Below are 15,326 nucleotides of genomic sequence, written 5' to 3'. Positions count from 1 at the left end.
TTATTTTTTTAAGAACAATGCTTCTTTAATTGATTTTAATCTGTTTAACACTCTGACATTAAATGGATGTTTAGGTGGATCTTTAGGTTTTTCCTTTGGATCATAAAGCATTCCGGTGCACAAACACATTTTGTTGTCTTTGCTTTTTAGGATTTCATAATTGGTACACGTTTGACATCCTTTCCAAAAACTTGGATCGCTGGTCAATTCTGAAAAAGGAACAGGTTTGTATCCTAAATCTGAATTGATTTTCATAACAGCTAAACCAGTTGTGATTCCAAAAACCTTAGCTTCTGGATATTTTTCCAATGAATAATCAAAAACAAATGATTTGATTTTTTTTGCTAAACCTAAATTTCTGTAATCTGGATGTACAATCAACCCGGAATGTGCTACAAACTTCCCGTGTTGCCAACTTTCGATATAGCAAAAACCAGCAAATTTACCATTGTCTAATGCAATGACAGCATCTTTGCTTTCCATCTTTTTTTGGATGTATTCAGGAGTTCTTTTAGCAATCCCAGTACCTCTCAATAAGGCGGACGATTCAATAGTATCGCATATTTCTTGCGAATACTTATAATGTTCTTCCTGAGTTACAATGATAGAAATGTTCATTTCAAGAGATTATTTTGAGTTAAAAAATGAGTTGGATTCAAGTTTTGAAAAACAAGAGTTATGCCAATCAGTTAAAATAGATACATAAAAAGACATTGATCCTGAACATAGCGTTGTGTGGGCTAATGAACAAGAAAATATAGTTTTTTTAGGATATATTAATCCAATGGTTAACTGGGATAATTTCAAAACGGTATAAATGAGAAATGAATAAAAAACAAAAACAAAACACGTTGTGGGTACTATATTATAGCATCCGTACTTCGGGAGAAGCCGTAGGTCTGTTTGTCCGTGATATAGAAGTTATATGTATACTTGTATTATTCATGGGTGCAAAAATACAATTATTTTTTAAATACACGGGTTGTTTTGTTTTTTGTAACAAAAAATTAATACAATGTTTGTTTTCTGTAAATTAAAAACTCCCTGAAATAATTTATTTTCAGGGAGTCGTTCTTTTTGTATTGATTTAACCAATTAATTTCGAAATCTATTGCGACTGATAATATCTTTTAATTTGGCCTTCAAATCTTCTCCCGTGTCATAAATCATTTGTTCACTGCTAGGAAAAGCGACTGCTCTTTTATCAAAATTAGCGTAATAATTATCATCAGATGCGCGTCGGTCTCCTTTATAGGTTGAATAGATGTTTTCGAAAGTAAACTCACTTGTCACAGGAAAGGACTGTAGGAGTTGATTGTTTCTTAGGTTTACATAATCTACTTTTGCGGTAATTTGGCAGGATTTAAATTGTCTCGATTCATAAATACGGGCATTTACGGTTCTAAGATTATCAACCATAACGACTTTTCCTTTTTCATCTACAACTTCTTTACCATTCGCATCAATCAGTTTTTTTACCCCATCTTTTATGATGCGTTCTTTTACGAATTCTCTTTCTTTGATTTGCTCCGGTGAAATATAAATTTGGCGAAAATTAATCATCATACCATAATCATAATCAATTCCTCTTTGTTTGTTACTGTGATAAACGGTCCATTTATCATTTAATCCATAGGTGCTAAAATCCAATAAATCATTTTGCAGACGAGCCGGAATAATCATATTGGTTTCATTTTTGGTGTAAACTGAAACATAATCAGAGCCTTTGAATTTGGCTTCATCCATAAGTTGCAAAACATTCTTGTAATTTGGATTTATCTGATTCAAGTAATCCAAATCATCATACCCCTTGCGGAAATTCATCTTGTCTGAAGTGAGCATTAACTTTTTTGCATTAGCATACAAATAAGCTGACAGGGCATTTTTGCTGTCGACAATTTGGTCATTATAATTGTCAAACGGGAAAATGGCGTTTCTGCCTTCTTTAATTAATTTTAAAGGAAGCAATGGTTTGATTTTTTCCTGACGGTTATTCAATTGTATGTAGGTGGTGTACATTTTTTCCAATTGCGCCGGATTTGCCTCTTTTGTCAATATGTTTATCGCATTCAAATCACGCTCTTTGGCTTTGGCGAAAGCCTCTTCCAGCAAATAAACATATTCCTGTTTTCCTTTTTTGTCTTTATTGGTTCGCAAATTAGAAATGGCATTGTCAATTGCGGGATCGTAATTTCCGGAGCTTAATAAGTTTTGAGTTTGCTTTACGCCACAAGACGAGATAAATACAAACAGGAATAATAGAAGAGTAATTTTTTTCATAAGCAAAAAGTAAGTAGTTGTTTATTTGAAGCTGTAATCCTATTTTAATATTCAAATTTCAAAAATAATGCCACAAAAAAACCTAACAAAAATAGAATAAATGTTAGGTTTTGAAAAGTATATTGTTAATTTTTATTGTCTCACAAAAGGAGGCAGCAACTTACTGGAAACTTCGCCAAAACCAATGCGAACTTGTCCATTTTGACAAAATCCTTTCATGATTACAGTATCGTTATCATTGATGAATTTACGTTCGGTTCCGTTATTCATTTTTATTGGATTTTTTCCTCCCCAAGTTAATTCTAACATGGAACCAAAACTATCTTCAGTTGGTCCTGAGATTGTTCCTGATCCCATCATGTCACCCGAATTTACGCGACAACCGTTAGAGGTATGATGCGCTAACTGTTGGCACATTGACCAGTATATATATTTAAAATTAGAATGAGAAACAACTGTTTCTTCGGCATTTTCAGGTTGAATTGCCACTTCTAAATTGATGTCGAAAGAATGCTTTCCTTTTTGTTGTAAATAAGGTAGCGGAGTAGGCTCTTGTTTTGGACCTTTGGTTCTAAATGGTTCCAGCGCATCCATAGTTACTATCCAAGGAGAGATTGAAGTGGCAAAGTTTTTTGATAAGAAGGGTCCAAGTGGCACATATTCCCATTTTTGAATATCGCGAGCGCTCCAGTCATTCAATAAAACCATTCCAAAAATATAATCTTCGGCTTCATTTATAGGAATATTTTCTCCCATAATATTGACGTCGGTTGTAATAAAAGCAGTTTCCAGTTCAAAATCGACGGAACGGGAAGGACCAAAGACGGGTGTAGTTTCGCCATTTGGCAACGTTTGTCCCATTGGTCTGTGTACTGGAATCCCAGAAGGAACAATAGTAGAACTTCTTCCATGATACCCTACAGGGATGTGAAGCCAGTTGGGTAATAACGCGTTTTCTGGGTCGCGGAACATTTTTCCTACATTAGTTGCGTGCTCTTTACTGGAATAGAAGTCGGTATAATCGCCTATTAGTACTGGTAATTGCATTTCTACATCTTCCATTTTGAAGATGACAATATCTCTGTCTTTTGTGTTATCTCTTAATTTTGGATTTTTTTCGTCAAAAATTTCGGCGATACGATTTCGAACCAATCGCCATGTTTTTTTGCCATCCGAAATAAAATCATTTAAGGTATCTTGCATGAACATATCATCCGTCAGCTCAATACCTTCAAAATAATTTAATTGTTGTAAAGCTCCCAAATCAATAGCGAAATCTCCAATTCTAGTCCCTACAGTCACTATGTTTTCTTTAGTAAGAAAAACACCAAAAGGAATGTTTTGAATAGGAAAATCGCTGTTTGGAGCTACTTCTAACCATGATTTTCTTTTAGTATTGTTGGCTGTTATAGGCATATTGATGTTAATTATTTTGTTGAAAATTACTCATCAAATATATTATAATCTAACTATTAACCAAACGTTTTTTTGTATTTTTGCAACATATTAACGAAAATCAAAGAAATGCAACGCGACGAACAAATTTTTGACCTTATTCTAGAAGAACAAGAAAGACAAATACACGGATTAGAACTTATCGCTTCGGAAAACTTCGTAAGTGACGAAGTAATGGAAGCAGCTGGTTCTGTTTTAACCAATAAATATGCAGAAGGATATCCTGGCAAAAGATACTACGGCGGTTGCGAAGTAGTTGATGTTATTGAACAAATTGCTATTGATAGAGCCAAAGAATTATTTGGTGCTGCTTACGCAAATGTGCAGCCACACTCTGGTTCACAAGCGAATACTGCAGTTTATCACGCTTGTATCAAACCAGGAGATAAAATTTTAGGTTTTGATTTGTCACATGGTGGACACTTAACGCACGGTTCTCCAGTAAACTTTTCAGGACGTTTATACACACCTTCATTCTATGGTGTAGATAAGGAAACAGGAAGATTAGATTACGATAAAATTCAAGAAATTGCAACAAAAGAACAACCAAAATTAATTATCGCAGGAGCTTCGGCTTATTCTCGTGATATGGATTTTGAGCGTTTCAGAGTAATTGCTGATAGTGTTGGTGCTATTTTACTAGCTGACATTTCTCATCCTGCAGGTCTTATTGCAAAAGGATTGATGAACGATCCATTGCCTCATTGTCATATTGTAACGACTACAACACACAAAACATTACGTGGTCCTCGTGGAGGTTTAATTTTAATGGGTAAAGATTTCGAAAACCCATTTGGTTTAACTACTCCAAAAGGAGAAATCAGAATGATGTCTTCATTATTAGACTTAGCTGTTTTTCCTGGAAATCAAGGTGGTCCATTAATGCACATTATTGCTGCAAAAGCAGTAGCATTTGGTGAAGCATTGAATGATGAATTTTTTACTTATGCTTTGCAATTGCAAAAAAATGCTAACGCAATGGCGGATGCTTTTGTAAAAAGAGGATATGAAATCATTTCTGGGGGTACAGATAACCACATGATGTTGATTGATTTAAGAAACAAAAATATTTCTGGAAAAGATGCTGAAAACGCATTAGTAAAAGCAGAAATTACGGTAAATAAAAACATGGTTCCATTTGATGATAAATCACCATTTGTAACTTCAGGAATTCGTGTAGGAACTGCAGCAATTACCACTCGTGGTCTGGTTGAAGAAGACATGGAAACTATTGTTGCTTTAATTGATAGAGTGTTAGTGGATCATACTAACGAAGATGTTATCGAAGCAGTAGCTGCTGAAGTAAACGAAATGATGAGCGAAAGAGCTATTTTCGTATATTAATTTTTTCAAGTTTAAAGTTTAAAGGTTTAAAGTTTAAAGTTTTGTGTTTCGAAAAGGTATCACAAAATTTTGAACTTTAAACTTTTTTCATTTTTAATGAAACTTTAAACCTTATTTTTTCAAACTTTAAACAAATTTTGTAATGTCTGTACTAAGATTAAAATTGCCAACCGATCCGAGATGGGTGAATATTGTAGAGAAAAATATCGAGGAAATCTTGACGGATCATGCTTGGTGCGAACAAAAAGCTGCTACAAATGCCATAACAATTATCACTAACAACTCGGAACACCAGGATTTAGTGAAGGATTTATTGGCTTTGGCCAAAGAAGAAATTGACCATTTTGAGCAGGTACACAACATTATCATCAAGCGTGGTTTGAAGTTAGGACGCGAACGAAAAGATGATTATGTCAATGAATTGTATTTGTACATGAAAAAAAGTGGAAACGGAAGTAGAGTTTCAAGTTTAGTGGAACGGTTGTTGTTTTCAGCTATGATAGAAGCCAGAAGTTGTGAACGTTTCAAAGTACTTTCGGAAAATATCCAGGACGAAGAATTAGCTGTTTTCTATAGAGATTTGATGGAAAGTGAAGCGGGTCATTATACTACTTTTATAACTTATGCCCGAAAATATGGAGTAGGAATTGATGTGGAAAAACGTTGGAAAGAATGGCTTGAATTTGAGGAAAATATTATAACAAATTACGGTAAAAGTGAAACGATTCATGGATAACTTTAATTGTAGTATTTTTGATTTTTATTTAAAATGCGCCTGATTCATTCAAGAGTATTAATAATCAGGTTTTTATGTTTTTTGTGTTTTAAAGAAATCAATGTTTAACATTTAAATTAAATTATTTGTTATGGATTAATAATTTTTGATTTACTTTTAGCGTTTAATTTTAACTTTAACGATTGTTTATTGCTATGAAGCTCAATTTTAATTATGATGGAAATATTGCTTGCAGGGCGATATTGCAAGATCAATTAGAAAAATTAGATATTAAATATCAACTTTTAGATCTAGGACAAATTGAAATCGGTGATGATGTTTCAGAAGATAGCTTTACAGCGCTTCAGGACAGTTTAAAGAAGTATGCGATTCATATTATAGATAACCCAAAAGGGCAATTAATTCAAAAAATTAAAGATGCAATAATTGAAATTGTCTATGAAAAGGATAAATTTCCTAATATAACAATATCTCAGTATCTATCGGATAAATTGAACTTTAGATATGGTTATATTACAAATGTTTTTTCAGAATATACGCATACGTCAATTGAGAATTTTATTATTATTCAAAAGATTGAAAGAGCAAAGAAATTAATAATTGAAGAGAAGCTCACTTTAACTGAGATTTCTCATGAACTGAATTATAGCAGCGTCGCTTATTTATCAACTCAATTTAAAAAAGTAACAGGATTAACACCTTCCATGTTTAAAAGAATTGTAGGTAAAAGAAGAGAGTTAGCTAATAATGAATAAATAAAAACACAAAATAACCCCCGATATTTTATGATTTCACACCAGGATTCAATGCATATTCTTTTAGCTGACGATGATGAAGATGATCGCACATTTTTTAGTGAAGCTATACAGGAGCTTAAAATGAATAATAAGTTGACTCTATTTAAAGATGGTAAAGATCTAATGGATTATTTAGTACATCCTGATATTAGGTTGCCGCATGTTTTATTTCTCGATTTAAATATGCCAGGAAAAACCGGAATAGATTGTCTGAAAGAAATAAGAGCCAATATTCGTTTTAAAGATGTTTCTATTGCCATATATTCTACTTCTTCATCCGAAAAAGATATTGAGGATACGTTTATAGAGGGCGCTAATATTTATATAAAAAAGCCAAACGATTTTTCAATGTTGAAAAAAGTGATTAAGGAAGTGGTAAATATGAATTGGCAATTTCATACCTCAGGCTTAAATATAGAAACCTTTTTCTTCAGCATATAAAAAAGAGGGTAAATGAAAATTCTAGGACTATATAAAAACGCACAAGTGTTTAAGATAGCTTTAGCTATTGCAATTGTTGTGGTTTGCTATATAGCCTCAATGTTTTATTCCCAAATGAAAAAGCTTGATTCAACGGTTGAGTTAATTGCAAATTCTAATGAAACGCAACTTGAATTAGAAAAATTGTTATCCGTAATCAGTAGTTACGAAACGAATTTGCGAAGTTATATTATCACAAAAGATGAATCGTATATAGAAGACCGGTTTTTGAGCAGAGGTAAAATTGAAGAAAACTTAAATAAATTAAAGAAGTTAACTTCAAATAATCCAGTCAGAAATAAGGATATTGACGGACTTAAAAAAATTATTGATTACAGATTTAAGCTGTTCCGACAAACATTAATTATTGCTAAAAGTAAAAATTCAGGACCTTTATACTTAAACGCTAAGCTACTGGAAAGTAGTGAGGTTACCGATAGGATGAAATCTTTTGTCACTAAAATAATTTTTTCTGAAAGTGCAAAAACAAAATTTCAAAATGACAATCATCAATTTGAATTACGAGATTCCATTATAACCGCCTTTTTATTGGTTATAATTTCTCTTTTAATATTGTTGTTATCATTCAATAAAATGAATGTGGATATTGAAGAGCTCAAAAAAGCAAATGACAAATTAAAATTGCTTAATGAGTCGTATAATACCGCTGAAATGACTGCTGGTTTTGGACATTGGATGGTTAATCTCGAAACGAATATCTATACTTTTTCAGATAATTTGTTTCGTCTAATGGGGGTTGAACCCAATGAATTTGAACCCAATATAAAAAATACAATTAAATATATCCATCCGGATGATTTAGATTATGTAACGAAAGTGCATAAAGATTCTTTAATAAATCACCAGTCCACTTCGATGATATTTAGATTTTTAACTCCAAAAGGAGAGGTGAAATACATTTTGGGTGTAGGAAGTTTTACTAATGATGTAAATGGAAATTTAATTAAAATAGGTGTGAATTGTGATATTACAAACCAATACAAAAAAACACTTGAATTAGAGGAAAATAACAAAGAGCTCAAATATATCAATAAAGAACTCGAAGCTTTCAATAACATAGTGAGTCATGATTTGCAGGAACCGCTTCGTAAGATTCAAATGTTTATTTCCAGATTAGAAGAAAAAGAATTGGATTTGCTTACCCAACAAGGAAAAGATTATTTTTCTAAAATTCGGGTTACGGCTAATAGAATGCAGACCTTATTAATCGATTTAGTAGATTATTCCAGAACAATAAAAGGAGATAAAGTTTTTGTAGAAACAGATTTAAATAAAGTGGTAGGTGAAACGCTTCAAGATTTAGCCTCTAATATAGAAGAGAAAAAAGCAACCATTCAAATTGGAAATTTACCAACGATCAAAGTGATCCCGTTTCAGATGAAGCAGCTTTTTATAAACTTAATTTCTAATTCTCTTAAATACAGTAAAGACGATATGCCTCCTCAAATAAGTATCACTTCTAAAGAGATTACTGAAAAAGAAGCAGAGGATTATAAAATAGCGAATGCAGCAGATTATTATAAAATTGCCATTGAAGATAACGGAATTGGTTTCAAACAGGAGTATGCCGAAAAAATATTTCTGTTGTTTAAACGTTTAGAAACAGATCCTAAATACACGGGAACTGGTCTTGGCCTTGCCATTTGCAATAGAATTGTAGAGAACCACAAAGGTTTCATAAAAGTAAAAGGAGAACCTGGAACAGGGGCTACATTCTATGTTTTTATTCCCAAGGGAAATTTACTTTAATTTCGATAAATAAACTACAATGATTACAATAAAAGAAGCTTCAATAGCTGACTTAAATATAATTCAGGAAATTGCTTATAAATCTTGGCCCGATACATATGGCCCGATACTTTCACAAGAGTAAATCGATTTCATGCTTAATTTATGGTATTCCTCAGCTGTTTTGATTGATAACATAACCAATAAAGCACATTTCTTTTTATTGGCTTTTGATGGAGCTGTTTGCCTTGGTTTTGCTTCTTATGAGCACAATTACTTAAACAAAAATGTTACCCGCCTGCATAAAATCTATTTACTTCCTGAAGCACAAGGAAAAGGAGCAGGAAAATTATTGATTGATACCATCGAAAATTTGGCAAAAGAAAATCATTCTGTTGCTATTTCATTAAATGTAAATAAATTTAATAAAGCATCTTCCTTTTATCAAAAAATAGGTTTTGAAATCGTAGATGAGTATGATACTGAAATTGGCAATGGCTATTTGATGGAAGATTATATTATGCAAAAAGACTTGTAATTATCACTGCATATCACTCATGTTTATTATTAAGCATTTTATAATAATTGGACAGCTCAATTTCTTAGGTGTATTCGTGGTTGTAGATATCATTCTGGTATAAATAATTATATTAAGACAATATCATGTTTGTAAAGCAATCCTTTTAATCCTTCTAAAGCAAAGGTTGCTTTTTTTAACTTTGTTACTTTTGGATCGATAGTGTAGTTGTAACTGGTCTTGAAATTAGCTTTATTGGCAATTGCTTTTGCAAATTCAGAACGGTATAAATCGCAATTTTCAAAAATGACCTCGGTCAAATCAGTAGCCATAAAATCTACTGCAATCAAACTGCAATTGGTAAAGGATGTTCCCTTGATTTTTAAGGTGTAAAACTTGGAAAAATCCAAAATACAATCGGTAAAAGCAATTTCGAAAATTAATTTATCGCACATGGAAAAATTTACTTCTTTGATTTCACAACGATTGAAAGTCACGGTTCTAAAGGCGACATAATTGATTTTTGCATTGCTAAAAGTACAATCGTTGAAAGTGCAGTCAATAAAAGTTACCGCCAGAAATATACATTGGGAGAAATTACAATTCGTAAAAGTACAACACTCAAATTCCTTAAAATTGACTTCTTCTTCGCTATAAATGATGTTATTGTATTCAATGTCTAAAAAATATTCCGGCATTTATGGCTTTTAAATTCAGGTTTAAGGTAATTATTTTGCCCAGCAAAGAAACAAAATTCTATAGCTATACAATTCAGAATTTGAAATAATTATTTTTTAAATTTTAAACTCTGTCCAAATCCGCTTTCCAATTAATAATCGCTTTTTTTATTGTTGCACCCGAAAGATTTTCATTCAACGTTCTTTCTATGAGAGTAGGAAGTTCTTTATCTGGCGCAAATCGCAAGGCAAACAATTGGTCGTCATTTAATTGGTGTTCAAAATCCTCCAATCTTTTACCTGTAATAGAAAAATAGCGGTACCGAAGCTCTAATCGTACAATTCGGTTTTGCAAAGTCAATGCATAATGTTGGCGCAACATGAAAGCCAGACAAAACAGAACAACAAAAATAACACTGATAAAAGCCCAAATCAATTTATCTTCGCAGGTGCAAGTAAAATACACGCTGAAGACCAAAAATGTTATTATAATTGGATAATAAGCAAAATGATGGGGTGGGTAATACCGAATATGATTTTTATAAGATTGTGTTTTCATGATTTTATTTAAAGTTTTTTAAAGATAGTCAAAACAACTTATTTGAAAGCAAACGGGATTTTTAATTGCCAGAATACCAAAATTATATAAGTTTTGAATTTCGTAAATACTTTAAGATATGTCTATAATAAAACATAGGATACAGCAACTCCACCATAAAAATTTTTAGGATTTCCGGGGTAATAATACCTTGGAGGTACGCTTCCGAAACCAACGGCATTGGGTAAAATGCTAGCCGCATAATGGGTATTCGTTGCATTATTAATTCCAGTACTCAATTCTGCTTTTAGGAATTTTTGTATTTTAAAAGTATAAGCCGCTTTAATATCCAATAGTTTATAACCATCACTATATTTTGAATTTGTATCGTTCATTGGAATTTTACCCACACTTCTAAAAGACGTATTCAAACTAAAACCGCTTTCTGTACTCAAATCCACGCCTAAATTCCATTGCACATTAGGAACGCCTGTTAGTTTGTTACCCGAATAATCTGCGTTTCCATCTACAAAATCCTTAAATTTAAAATTGTTAATCGTTCCCGAAAAATAGGGACTAACTTGCCATTTGGACGTTTTTAGAAGCATATAATTCACAGAAAATTCAATTCCAACATGGGAGCTCTCTCCCGCATTAATCCCCACATACTGGTCTTCGGCTGTGCGTCTGGCCACCAATAAGTTTGTGATTTGTGTACTGTAAAGTGCAATTTCAGTATATAATGTATTGCCCAACCAATTTCCTTTGAATCCCAATTCATAATTCCATCCCAGTTCTGGTTTTAAACTGGTATTGATTTGTCCTTCGGGAGTCAATGTTTCGGCAACTGAAGGTACTGAGAATCCTTTGCTAATGGAAGAATATAGGTTTCTACCTTCAGTTACTTTATACGAAAGTCCAATTCTAGGAGACAAAACATTTCCAAAAGTATAAGGTGGTTCTTGATTTACCGTGTTGTGTTTAAAAACATCTTCTAAAGAATACTTGGTTGTATTCAATGCCAACCCGCTTTCTAAAAGCAGCTCTTTTGAGAGTTGCAATTCTATTTGTAAAAAATAATTAACGTAATTCCGTTTCTGGTTTATAGCACTGAATTTCGCTCCAGTAATGCTTCCTTGACCGGGTTGTGATAAGTATAAATTTTTGAAAAGAGAAAAATCATATTTTTCAGATAAGAATTCTGTTCCAAGGCTTGCTTCCAAGGGCAGAGAAAATAAAATGGCTTTGTAATTTATTACAGACCGAAATCCTAAGGAGTTTGTTTTTTCTTCTAAAATATCAAAAGGTCTGTCTTCATTTGCCTTTTTTAAATTGGCAAAAACACTCATTTTTGCAGACCATTTTTTAGAAAATTGATGGTTGTATCCAATTCCGATCAGGAATTTATCAGAGGATTCATTTCCTTTGGCCGCAGCCCAAGTAGTTGCAGCTTTTTCGGGATGATTTGTAAAATCGCTCTCATTTATTGAACTGGGGATAAAAGCTTTTAGACGGGTGAAAATCCCTAAATAAGACAAACTACCTTTTGCAGTTATTTTTTGTTTCCCATGTACGTTAAATGATTTTCGATCGTAGGCACTATTAGCTCTAAAGCCTTCACTTTGTAGATGCGTATAACTGGAAAACAGATTTGATTTGGCATCGCTATAGCCCTCTGAAAGACTTTGTTTTACCAATCCAAAACTACCGTATGTGGTTACCGATTTTCCAAAGGATTCCCGAAAAGGAGTTTCTCGTGCAAACAAATGAATCACACCGCCTAATCCGGAACCAAAGCTAGTGGAATTAGGACCTTTAATTATTTCGATACTTCCTATGGATTCGATGTCAATATCCTCAATTACCGTTTCGCCTTCGCCACTGGTTAATGGCACATCCTCAAAATAGGCCTTTACTTTATTGGTTCCATATTGCGAACGAGCTCCAATTCCCCGAATCGTAATTCTATTGGTATTCAAAGATCCTTGTTGCATATAGACTCCCGGAATTTTATTTAAAACAGAGGTGAGTATCACACCATCACTTTTATTGAGGTCTTTTTTCCCAATAAACGATACAGATGCCGCAGTATTTTGAATCGAAGTCTTAATAGGTGAGGCCTGAAGAATAATTTCAGAAAGTGCTGTGGTGTCTTTTTGTACCTGACTCAAAATAGGAGTAGCACAAATAAATAATAATAAAAAAGAAATAAGGTAAGAAGTATTTTTGTTCAATGCTTTGTGAATTTATAAGAAAATAAAAATTTTACAAATTTACTGTTTACTTTTAAATTAATGAAAGATAATATTGGGCTAAAATAAAAAACGCAATTATGAAATAGTATAATAATTGCGTTTGCTTTCGTGATTTTGATGGGGCAATTTTCAAACTATTTTTTGGCTAGTTTTGGTCTTTACGTCATCTCTGCTCAAATAGGTTATCTCTGAAAAGGAATAACAAGTTAAAAAGTACCATCCTTCAGAGGGCAATTTTTACGTGCTGAGCGTACCTGAATAGCACACCACTCTGGGTTTTTTGTTGAGGTTTCATCTATCCCCTTCGAGGAGTTTTTAACTTTGTAGAGAATAAAACTGCAACAATAGCGTTCTTAAAAGCAAAACTATATTATGGGCTTATTTGATTTTATGATAGTGGAAATAGCTATGGATTTAGGGACGGCTAATACTTTAATAATTTATGACGGAAAAATAGTAGTGGATAGTCCTTCTATGGTAGCCAGGGATATTAGAAATGGGAAAATTATTGCGGTAGGTAAAGAGGCCAGTTTAATGCAGGGGAAGACACACGAGAATATTAAAACAATCCGACCACTTAAAGACGGGGTTATTGCAGATTTTGATGCCTCAGAGAAAATGATCAGCTGGTTTATAAAAAATATACCTGAAATAAAGAAAAATTTCTTTACTCCCGCACTGCGAATGGTTGTATGTATTCCCAGTGGTATTACGGAGGTAGAAATGAGAGCCGTAAAGGAGTCTTGTGAACGGGTAAACGGGAAAGAAGTTTATTTAATTCATGAGCCTATGGCTGCCGCTATTGGAATGGGTTTAGATGTGATGGAGCCCAAGGGAATTATCGTCGTTGATATTGGAGGAGGGACTACGGAAATCGCGGTTATTGCCCTTGGAGGAATAGTTTGTGACAAATCCATAAAAATTGCTGGGGATGTTTTTACCAATGATATATTGTTTTATATGAGAACGCAGCATAATTTGTATGTTGGAGACGCTTCTGCTGAGAGAATAAAAATTGATGTTGGCGCTGCAATGGAAGAACTTGAGGAGGCTCCTGATGATATAACGGTTCGTGGAAGGGATTTGCTTACCGGAAAACCTAAGGAGATCAGAGTTACCTTTAGGGAAATTGCAAGAGCTTTGGATAAATCCATACAGAGAATTGAAGATGCGATTATGGTAACGCTTTCATTGACACCACCAGAACTGGCTGCTGACATTTATAATACGGGCTTGTATCTCGCAGGGGGAGGGGCAATGCTACGCGGTCTTGATAAAAGGATTTCGCAGAAGACGGATTTGCCGGTTTATATTGCAGAAGATCCTTTAAAAGCCGTGGTTAGAGGTACTGGTATTGTCTTAAAGGATATACCTAAATATAAAAGAGTACTGATAAAATAAGTTCGTTTTTACATCTGTACAATTGAGCTTTTGCACTGATTCAACCAAAGATTGTTAAATATACTTAAAAAGACATAAAAAAATCCCATTTCGTTAGAAATGGGATTTTAGTTTTGTGACCTTGACTGGATTCAAACCAGTAACCTCTTGAGCCGTAATCAAGTGCGCTATTCAGTTGCGCCACAAGGCCTTTTTTGCTATTTGAGCGTTTATAAAAGCGCCTTATTGCGGGTGCAAATATAGGGATAATTGTGTAATTTGCAAGTCTAAATTTATAAAAAAATAAAAAAATATGCCACTTAATAATTACATACGTGATATTCAGGGTTTTCCAAAAGAAGGAATTTTGTTTAAAGACATTACTCCTTTACTAATTGACCCAGAAGTAAGGAATAAATGCCTTGAAATATTGGTTTCATCACTTAAAAATAAAAAAATAGACAAGGTAATGGGGTTGAGAGTCGAGGTTTTTTCTTGGAATGTTAATCGCACAAGAATTAAATGTTGGTTTTATTCCAGTTCGAAAGCCTAACAAGCAGCCTTACGAATCCATTTCAGCAACCTATGATTTAGAATATGAAACGGATACTTTAGGAATTCATGTTGACGCGATTCAAAAAGGTGACCGAATTTTAATTCACGACGATGTTTTGGCAACCGGAGGAACGGCAAAAGCGGTATACGAATTGGTAGAAAGATTGGGTAGTGAAATTGTACAATGCAATTTCTTGATGGAATTGGCTTTTCTTAATGGAAGAGCAAAAATTAAAGGGAATGACATTTTTGCAGTAATAACATACTAATCTAAAGCGCGGGTTGTTACATAATATCTATACCCAATAATTGCTATTTGCCATTTCTTGGCTTTCGCCAAATCCAATCGCTGTTTGGTGAAACTTGGAAGGATGACTTTGTTAATTTGAGCTAAAATTTTAAACATAAATGATTTTTTTCAAAGATATAAAAAAGACGGTCTTAATTGAACTGCCCCCAAATAATTAGACATTATCTGGGGGTATTTTTATGGAAAGAAAAGTCAGTTACAATTATGAATTTAAACTTCGCTGTGTAAATGAAGTTTTAAAAAATCGTCAATC

Annotated in this window: 14 protein-coding genes, 1 tRNA gene and 1 pseudogene; 8 read left to right on the top strand and 8 right to left on the bottom strand. The window is 33.3% G+C overall.

Annotated elements, in window-relative coordinates; translation table 11 throughout:
• From ACNQGG_RS14650 to fahA, 3 genes are all read right to left on the bottom strand, one after another.
• Positions 1–618, bottom strand: coding sequence for a GNAT family N-acetyltransferase (locus ACNQGG_RS14650; RefSeq protein ID WP_039110646.1), 618 nt, complete (start codon positions 616–618; stop codon positions 1–3).
• A gap of 477 nt (positions 619–1,095) precedes the next feature.
• On the bottom strand, positions 1,096–2,280 hold the full coding sequence (locus ACNQGG_RS14645; protein ID WP_416858321.1) for a hypothetical protein: 1,185 nt from the start codon (positions 2,278–2,280) through the stop codon (positions 1,096–1,098).
• Positions 2,281–2,412: 132 nt separating this feature from the next.
• Positions 2,413–3,696, bottom strand: a complete 1,284-nt coding sequence (gene fahA / locus ACNQGG_RS14640; RefSeq protein ID WP_417965163.1) for a fumarylacetoacetase — start codon at positions 3,694–3,696, stop codon at positions 2,413–2,415.
• Positions 3,697–3,804: 108 nt separating this feature from the next.
• Here fahA and glyA point away from each other — a divergent pair, with 108 nt between their 5' ends.
• The 6 genes from glyA to ACNQGG_RS14610 all read left to right on the top strand — a co-directional run bounded on the left by glyA (position 3,805) and on the right by ACNQGG_RS14610 (position 9,379).
• Positions 3,805–5,079: a serine hydroxymethyltransferase gene (gene glyA, locus ACNQGG_RS14635; RefSeq protein ID WP_416851300.1), complete on the top strand. Its 1,275-nt coding sequence runs from the start codon at positions 3,805–3,807 to the stop codon at positions 5,077–5,079.
• A 142-nt stretch (positions 5,080–5,221) separates the two neighbouring features.
• Complete coding sequence (locus ACNQGG_RS14630) at positions 5,222–5,815, top strand: MiaE family protein (protein WP_416858318.1); 594 nt, start codon at positions 5,222–5,224, stop codon at positions 5,813–5,815.
• Positions 5,816–6,009: 194 nt separating this feature from the next.
• Positions 6,010–6,570 (top strand): helix-turn-helix domain-containing protein, encoded by a 561-nt coding sequence (locus tag ACNQGG_RS14625; RefSeq protein ID WP_416858317.1) that lies wholly within the window; start codon positions 6,010–6,012, stop codon positions 6,568–6,570.
• 30 nt (positions 6,571–6,600) lie between these two features.
• Positions 6,601–7,053 carry a response regulator gene (locus ACNQGG_RS14620; RefSeq protein ID WP_231557114.1) on the top strand — a complete coding sequence of 151 codons (453 nt, stop codon included), beginning with the start codon at positions 6,601–6,603 and terminating at the stop codon, positions 7,051–7,053.
• Positions 7,054–7,065: 12 nt separating this feature from the next.
• Positions 7,066–8,862 carry an ATP-binding protein gene (locus ACNQGG_RS14615; protein WP_417965160.1) on the top strand — a complete coding sequence of 599 codons (1,797 nt, stop codon included), beginning with the start codon at positions 7,066–7,068 and terminating at the stop codon, positions 8,860–8,862.
• Between the two features lie 133 nt (positions 8,863–8,995).
• Positions 8,996–9,379, top strand: coding sequence for a GNAT family N-acetyltransferase (locus ACNQGG_RS14610; protein ID WP_417965158.1), 384 nt, complete (start codon positions 8,996–8,998; stop codon positions 9,377–9,379).
• 107 nt (positions 9,380–9,486) lie between these two features.
• Here the strand turns inward: ACNQGG_RS14610 and ACNQGG_RS14605 are convergent, their stop codons facing one another.
• The 3 genes from ACNQGG_RS14605 to ACNQGG_RS14595 all read right to left on the bottom strand — a co-directional run bounded on the left by ACNQGG_RS14605 (position 9,487) and on the right by ACNQGG_RS14595 (position 12,807).
• Positions 9,487–10,056 carry a pentapeptide repeat-containing protein gene (locus ACNQGG_RS14605; protein WP_417965156.1) on the bottom strand — a complete coding sequence of 190 codons (570 nt, stop codon included), beginning with the start codon at positions 10,054–10,056 and terminating at the stop codon, positions 9,487–9,489.
• A 103-nt stretch (positions 10,057–10,159) separates the two neighbouring features.
• A complete protein-coding gene (locus ACNQGG_RS14600; RefSeq protein WP_417965155.1) occupies positions 10,160–10,594 on the bottom strand; it encodes a DUF6526 family protein in 435 nt (144 codons plus the stop codon).
• A gap of 122 nt (positions 10,595–10,716) precedes the next feature.
• Entirely contained in the window at positions 10,717–12,807 is a 2,091-nt protein-coding gene (locus tag ACNQGG_RS14595) for a TonB-dependent receptor family protein (protein WP_417965153.1), read from the bottom strand.
• A gap of 393 nt (positions 12,808–13,200) precedes the next feature.
• Here ACNQGG_RS14595 and ACNQGG_RS14590 point away from each other — a divergent pair, with 393 nt between their 5' ends.
• Positions 13,201–14,229 (top strand): rod shape-determining protein, encoded by a 1,029-nt coding sequence (locus tag ACNQGG_RS14590; protein WP_417965151.1) that lies wholly within the window; start codon positions 13,201–13,203, stop codon positions 14,227–14,229.
• 116 nt (positions 14,230–14,345) lie between these two features.
• Here ACNQGG_RS14590 and ACNQGG_RS14585 read toward each other — a convergent pair.
• Positions 14,346–14,419, bottom strand: a tRNA-Arg gene (locus ACNQGG_RS14585).
• A gap of 102 nt (positions 14,420–14,521) precedes the next feature.
• Here ACNQGG_RS14585 and ACNQGG_RS14580 point away from each other — a divergent pair.
• Positions 14,522–15,032: pseudogene (locus ACNQGG_RS14580) on the top strand (adenine phosphoribosyltransferase).
• Here ACNQGG_RS14580 and ACNQGG_RS14575 read toward each other — a convergent pair.
• On the bottom strand, positions 15,029–15,169 hold the full coding sequence (locus ACNQGG_RS14575; RefSeq protein WP_417965149.1) for an SsrA-binding protein: 141 nt from the start codon (positions 15,167–15,169) through the stop codon (positions 15,029–15,031). The pseudogene ACNQGG_RS14580 and the gene ACNQGG_RS14575 sit on opposite strands and share 4 nt — an antisense overlap.
• Positions 15,170–15,326 lie beyond the last annotated feature (157 nt).

This window comes from Flavobacterium esculini (assembly GCF_048284325.1).
GTDB lineage: Bacteria > Bacteroidota > Bacteroidia > Flavobacteriales > Flavobacteriaceae > Flavobacterium.
Note: the sequence above shows the minus strand (reverse complement) of the source record. Positions and strands in the feature narration are given on the sequence as shown.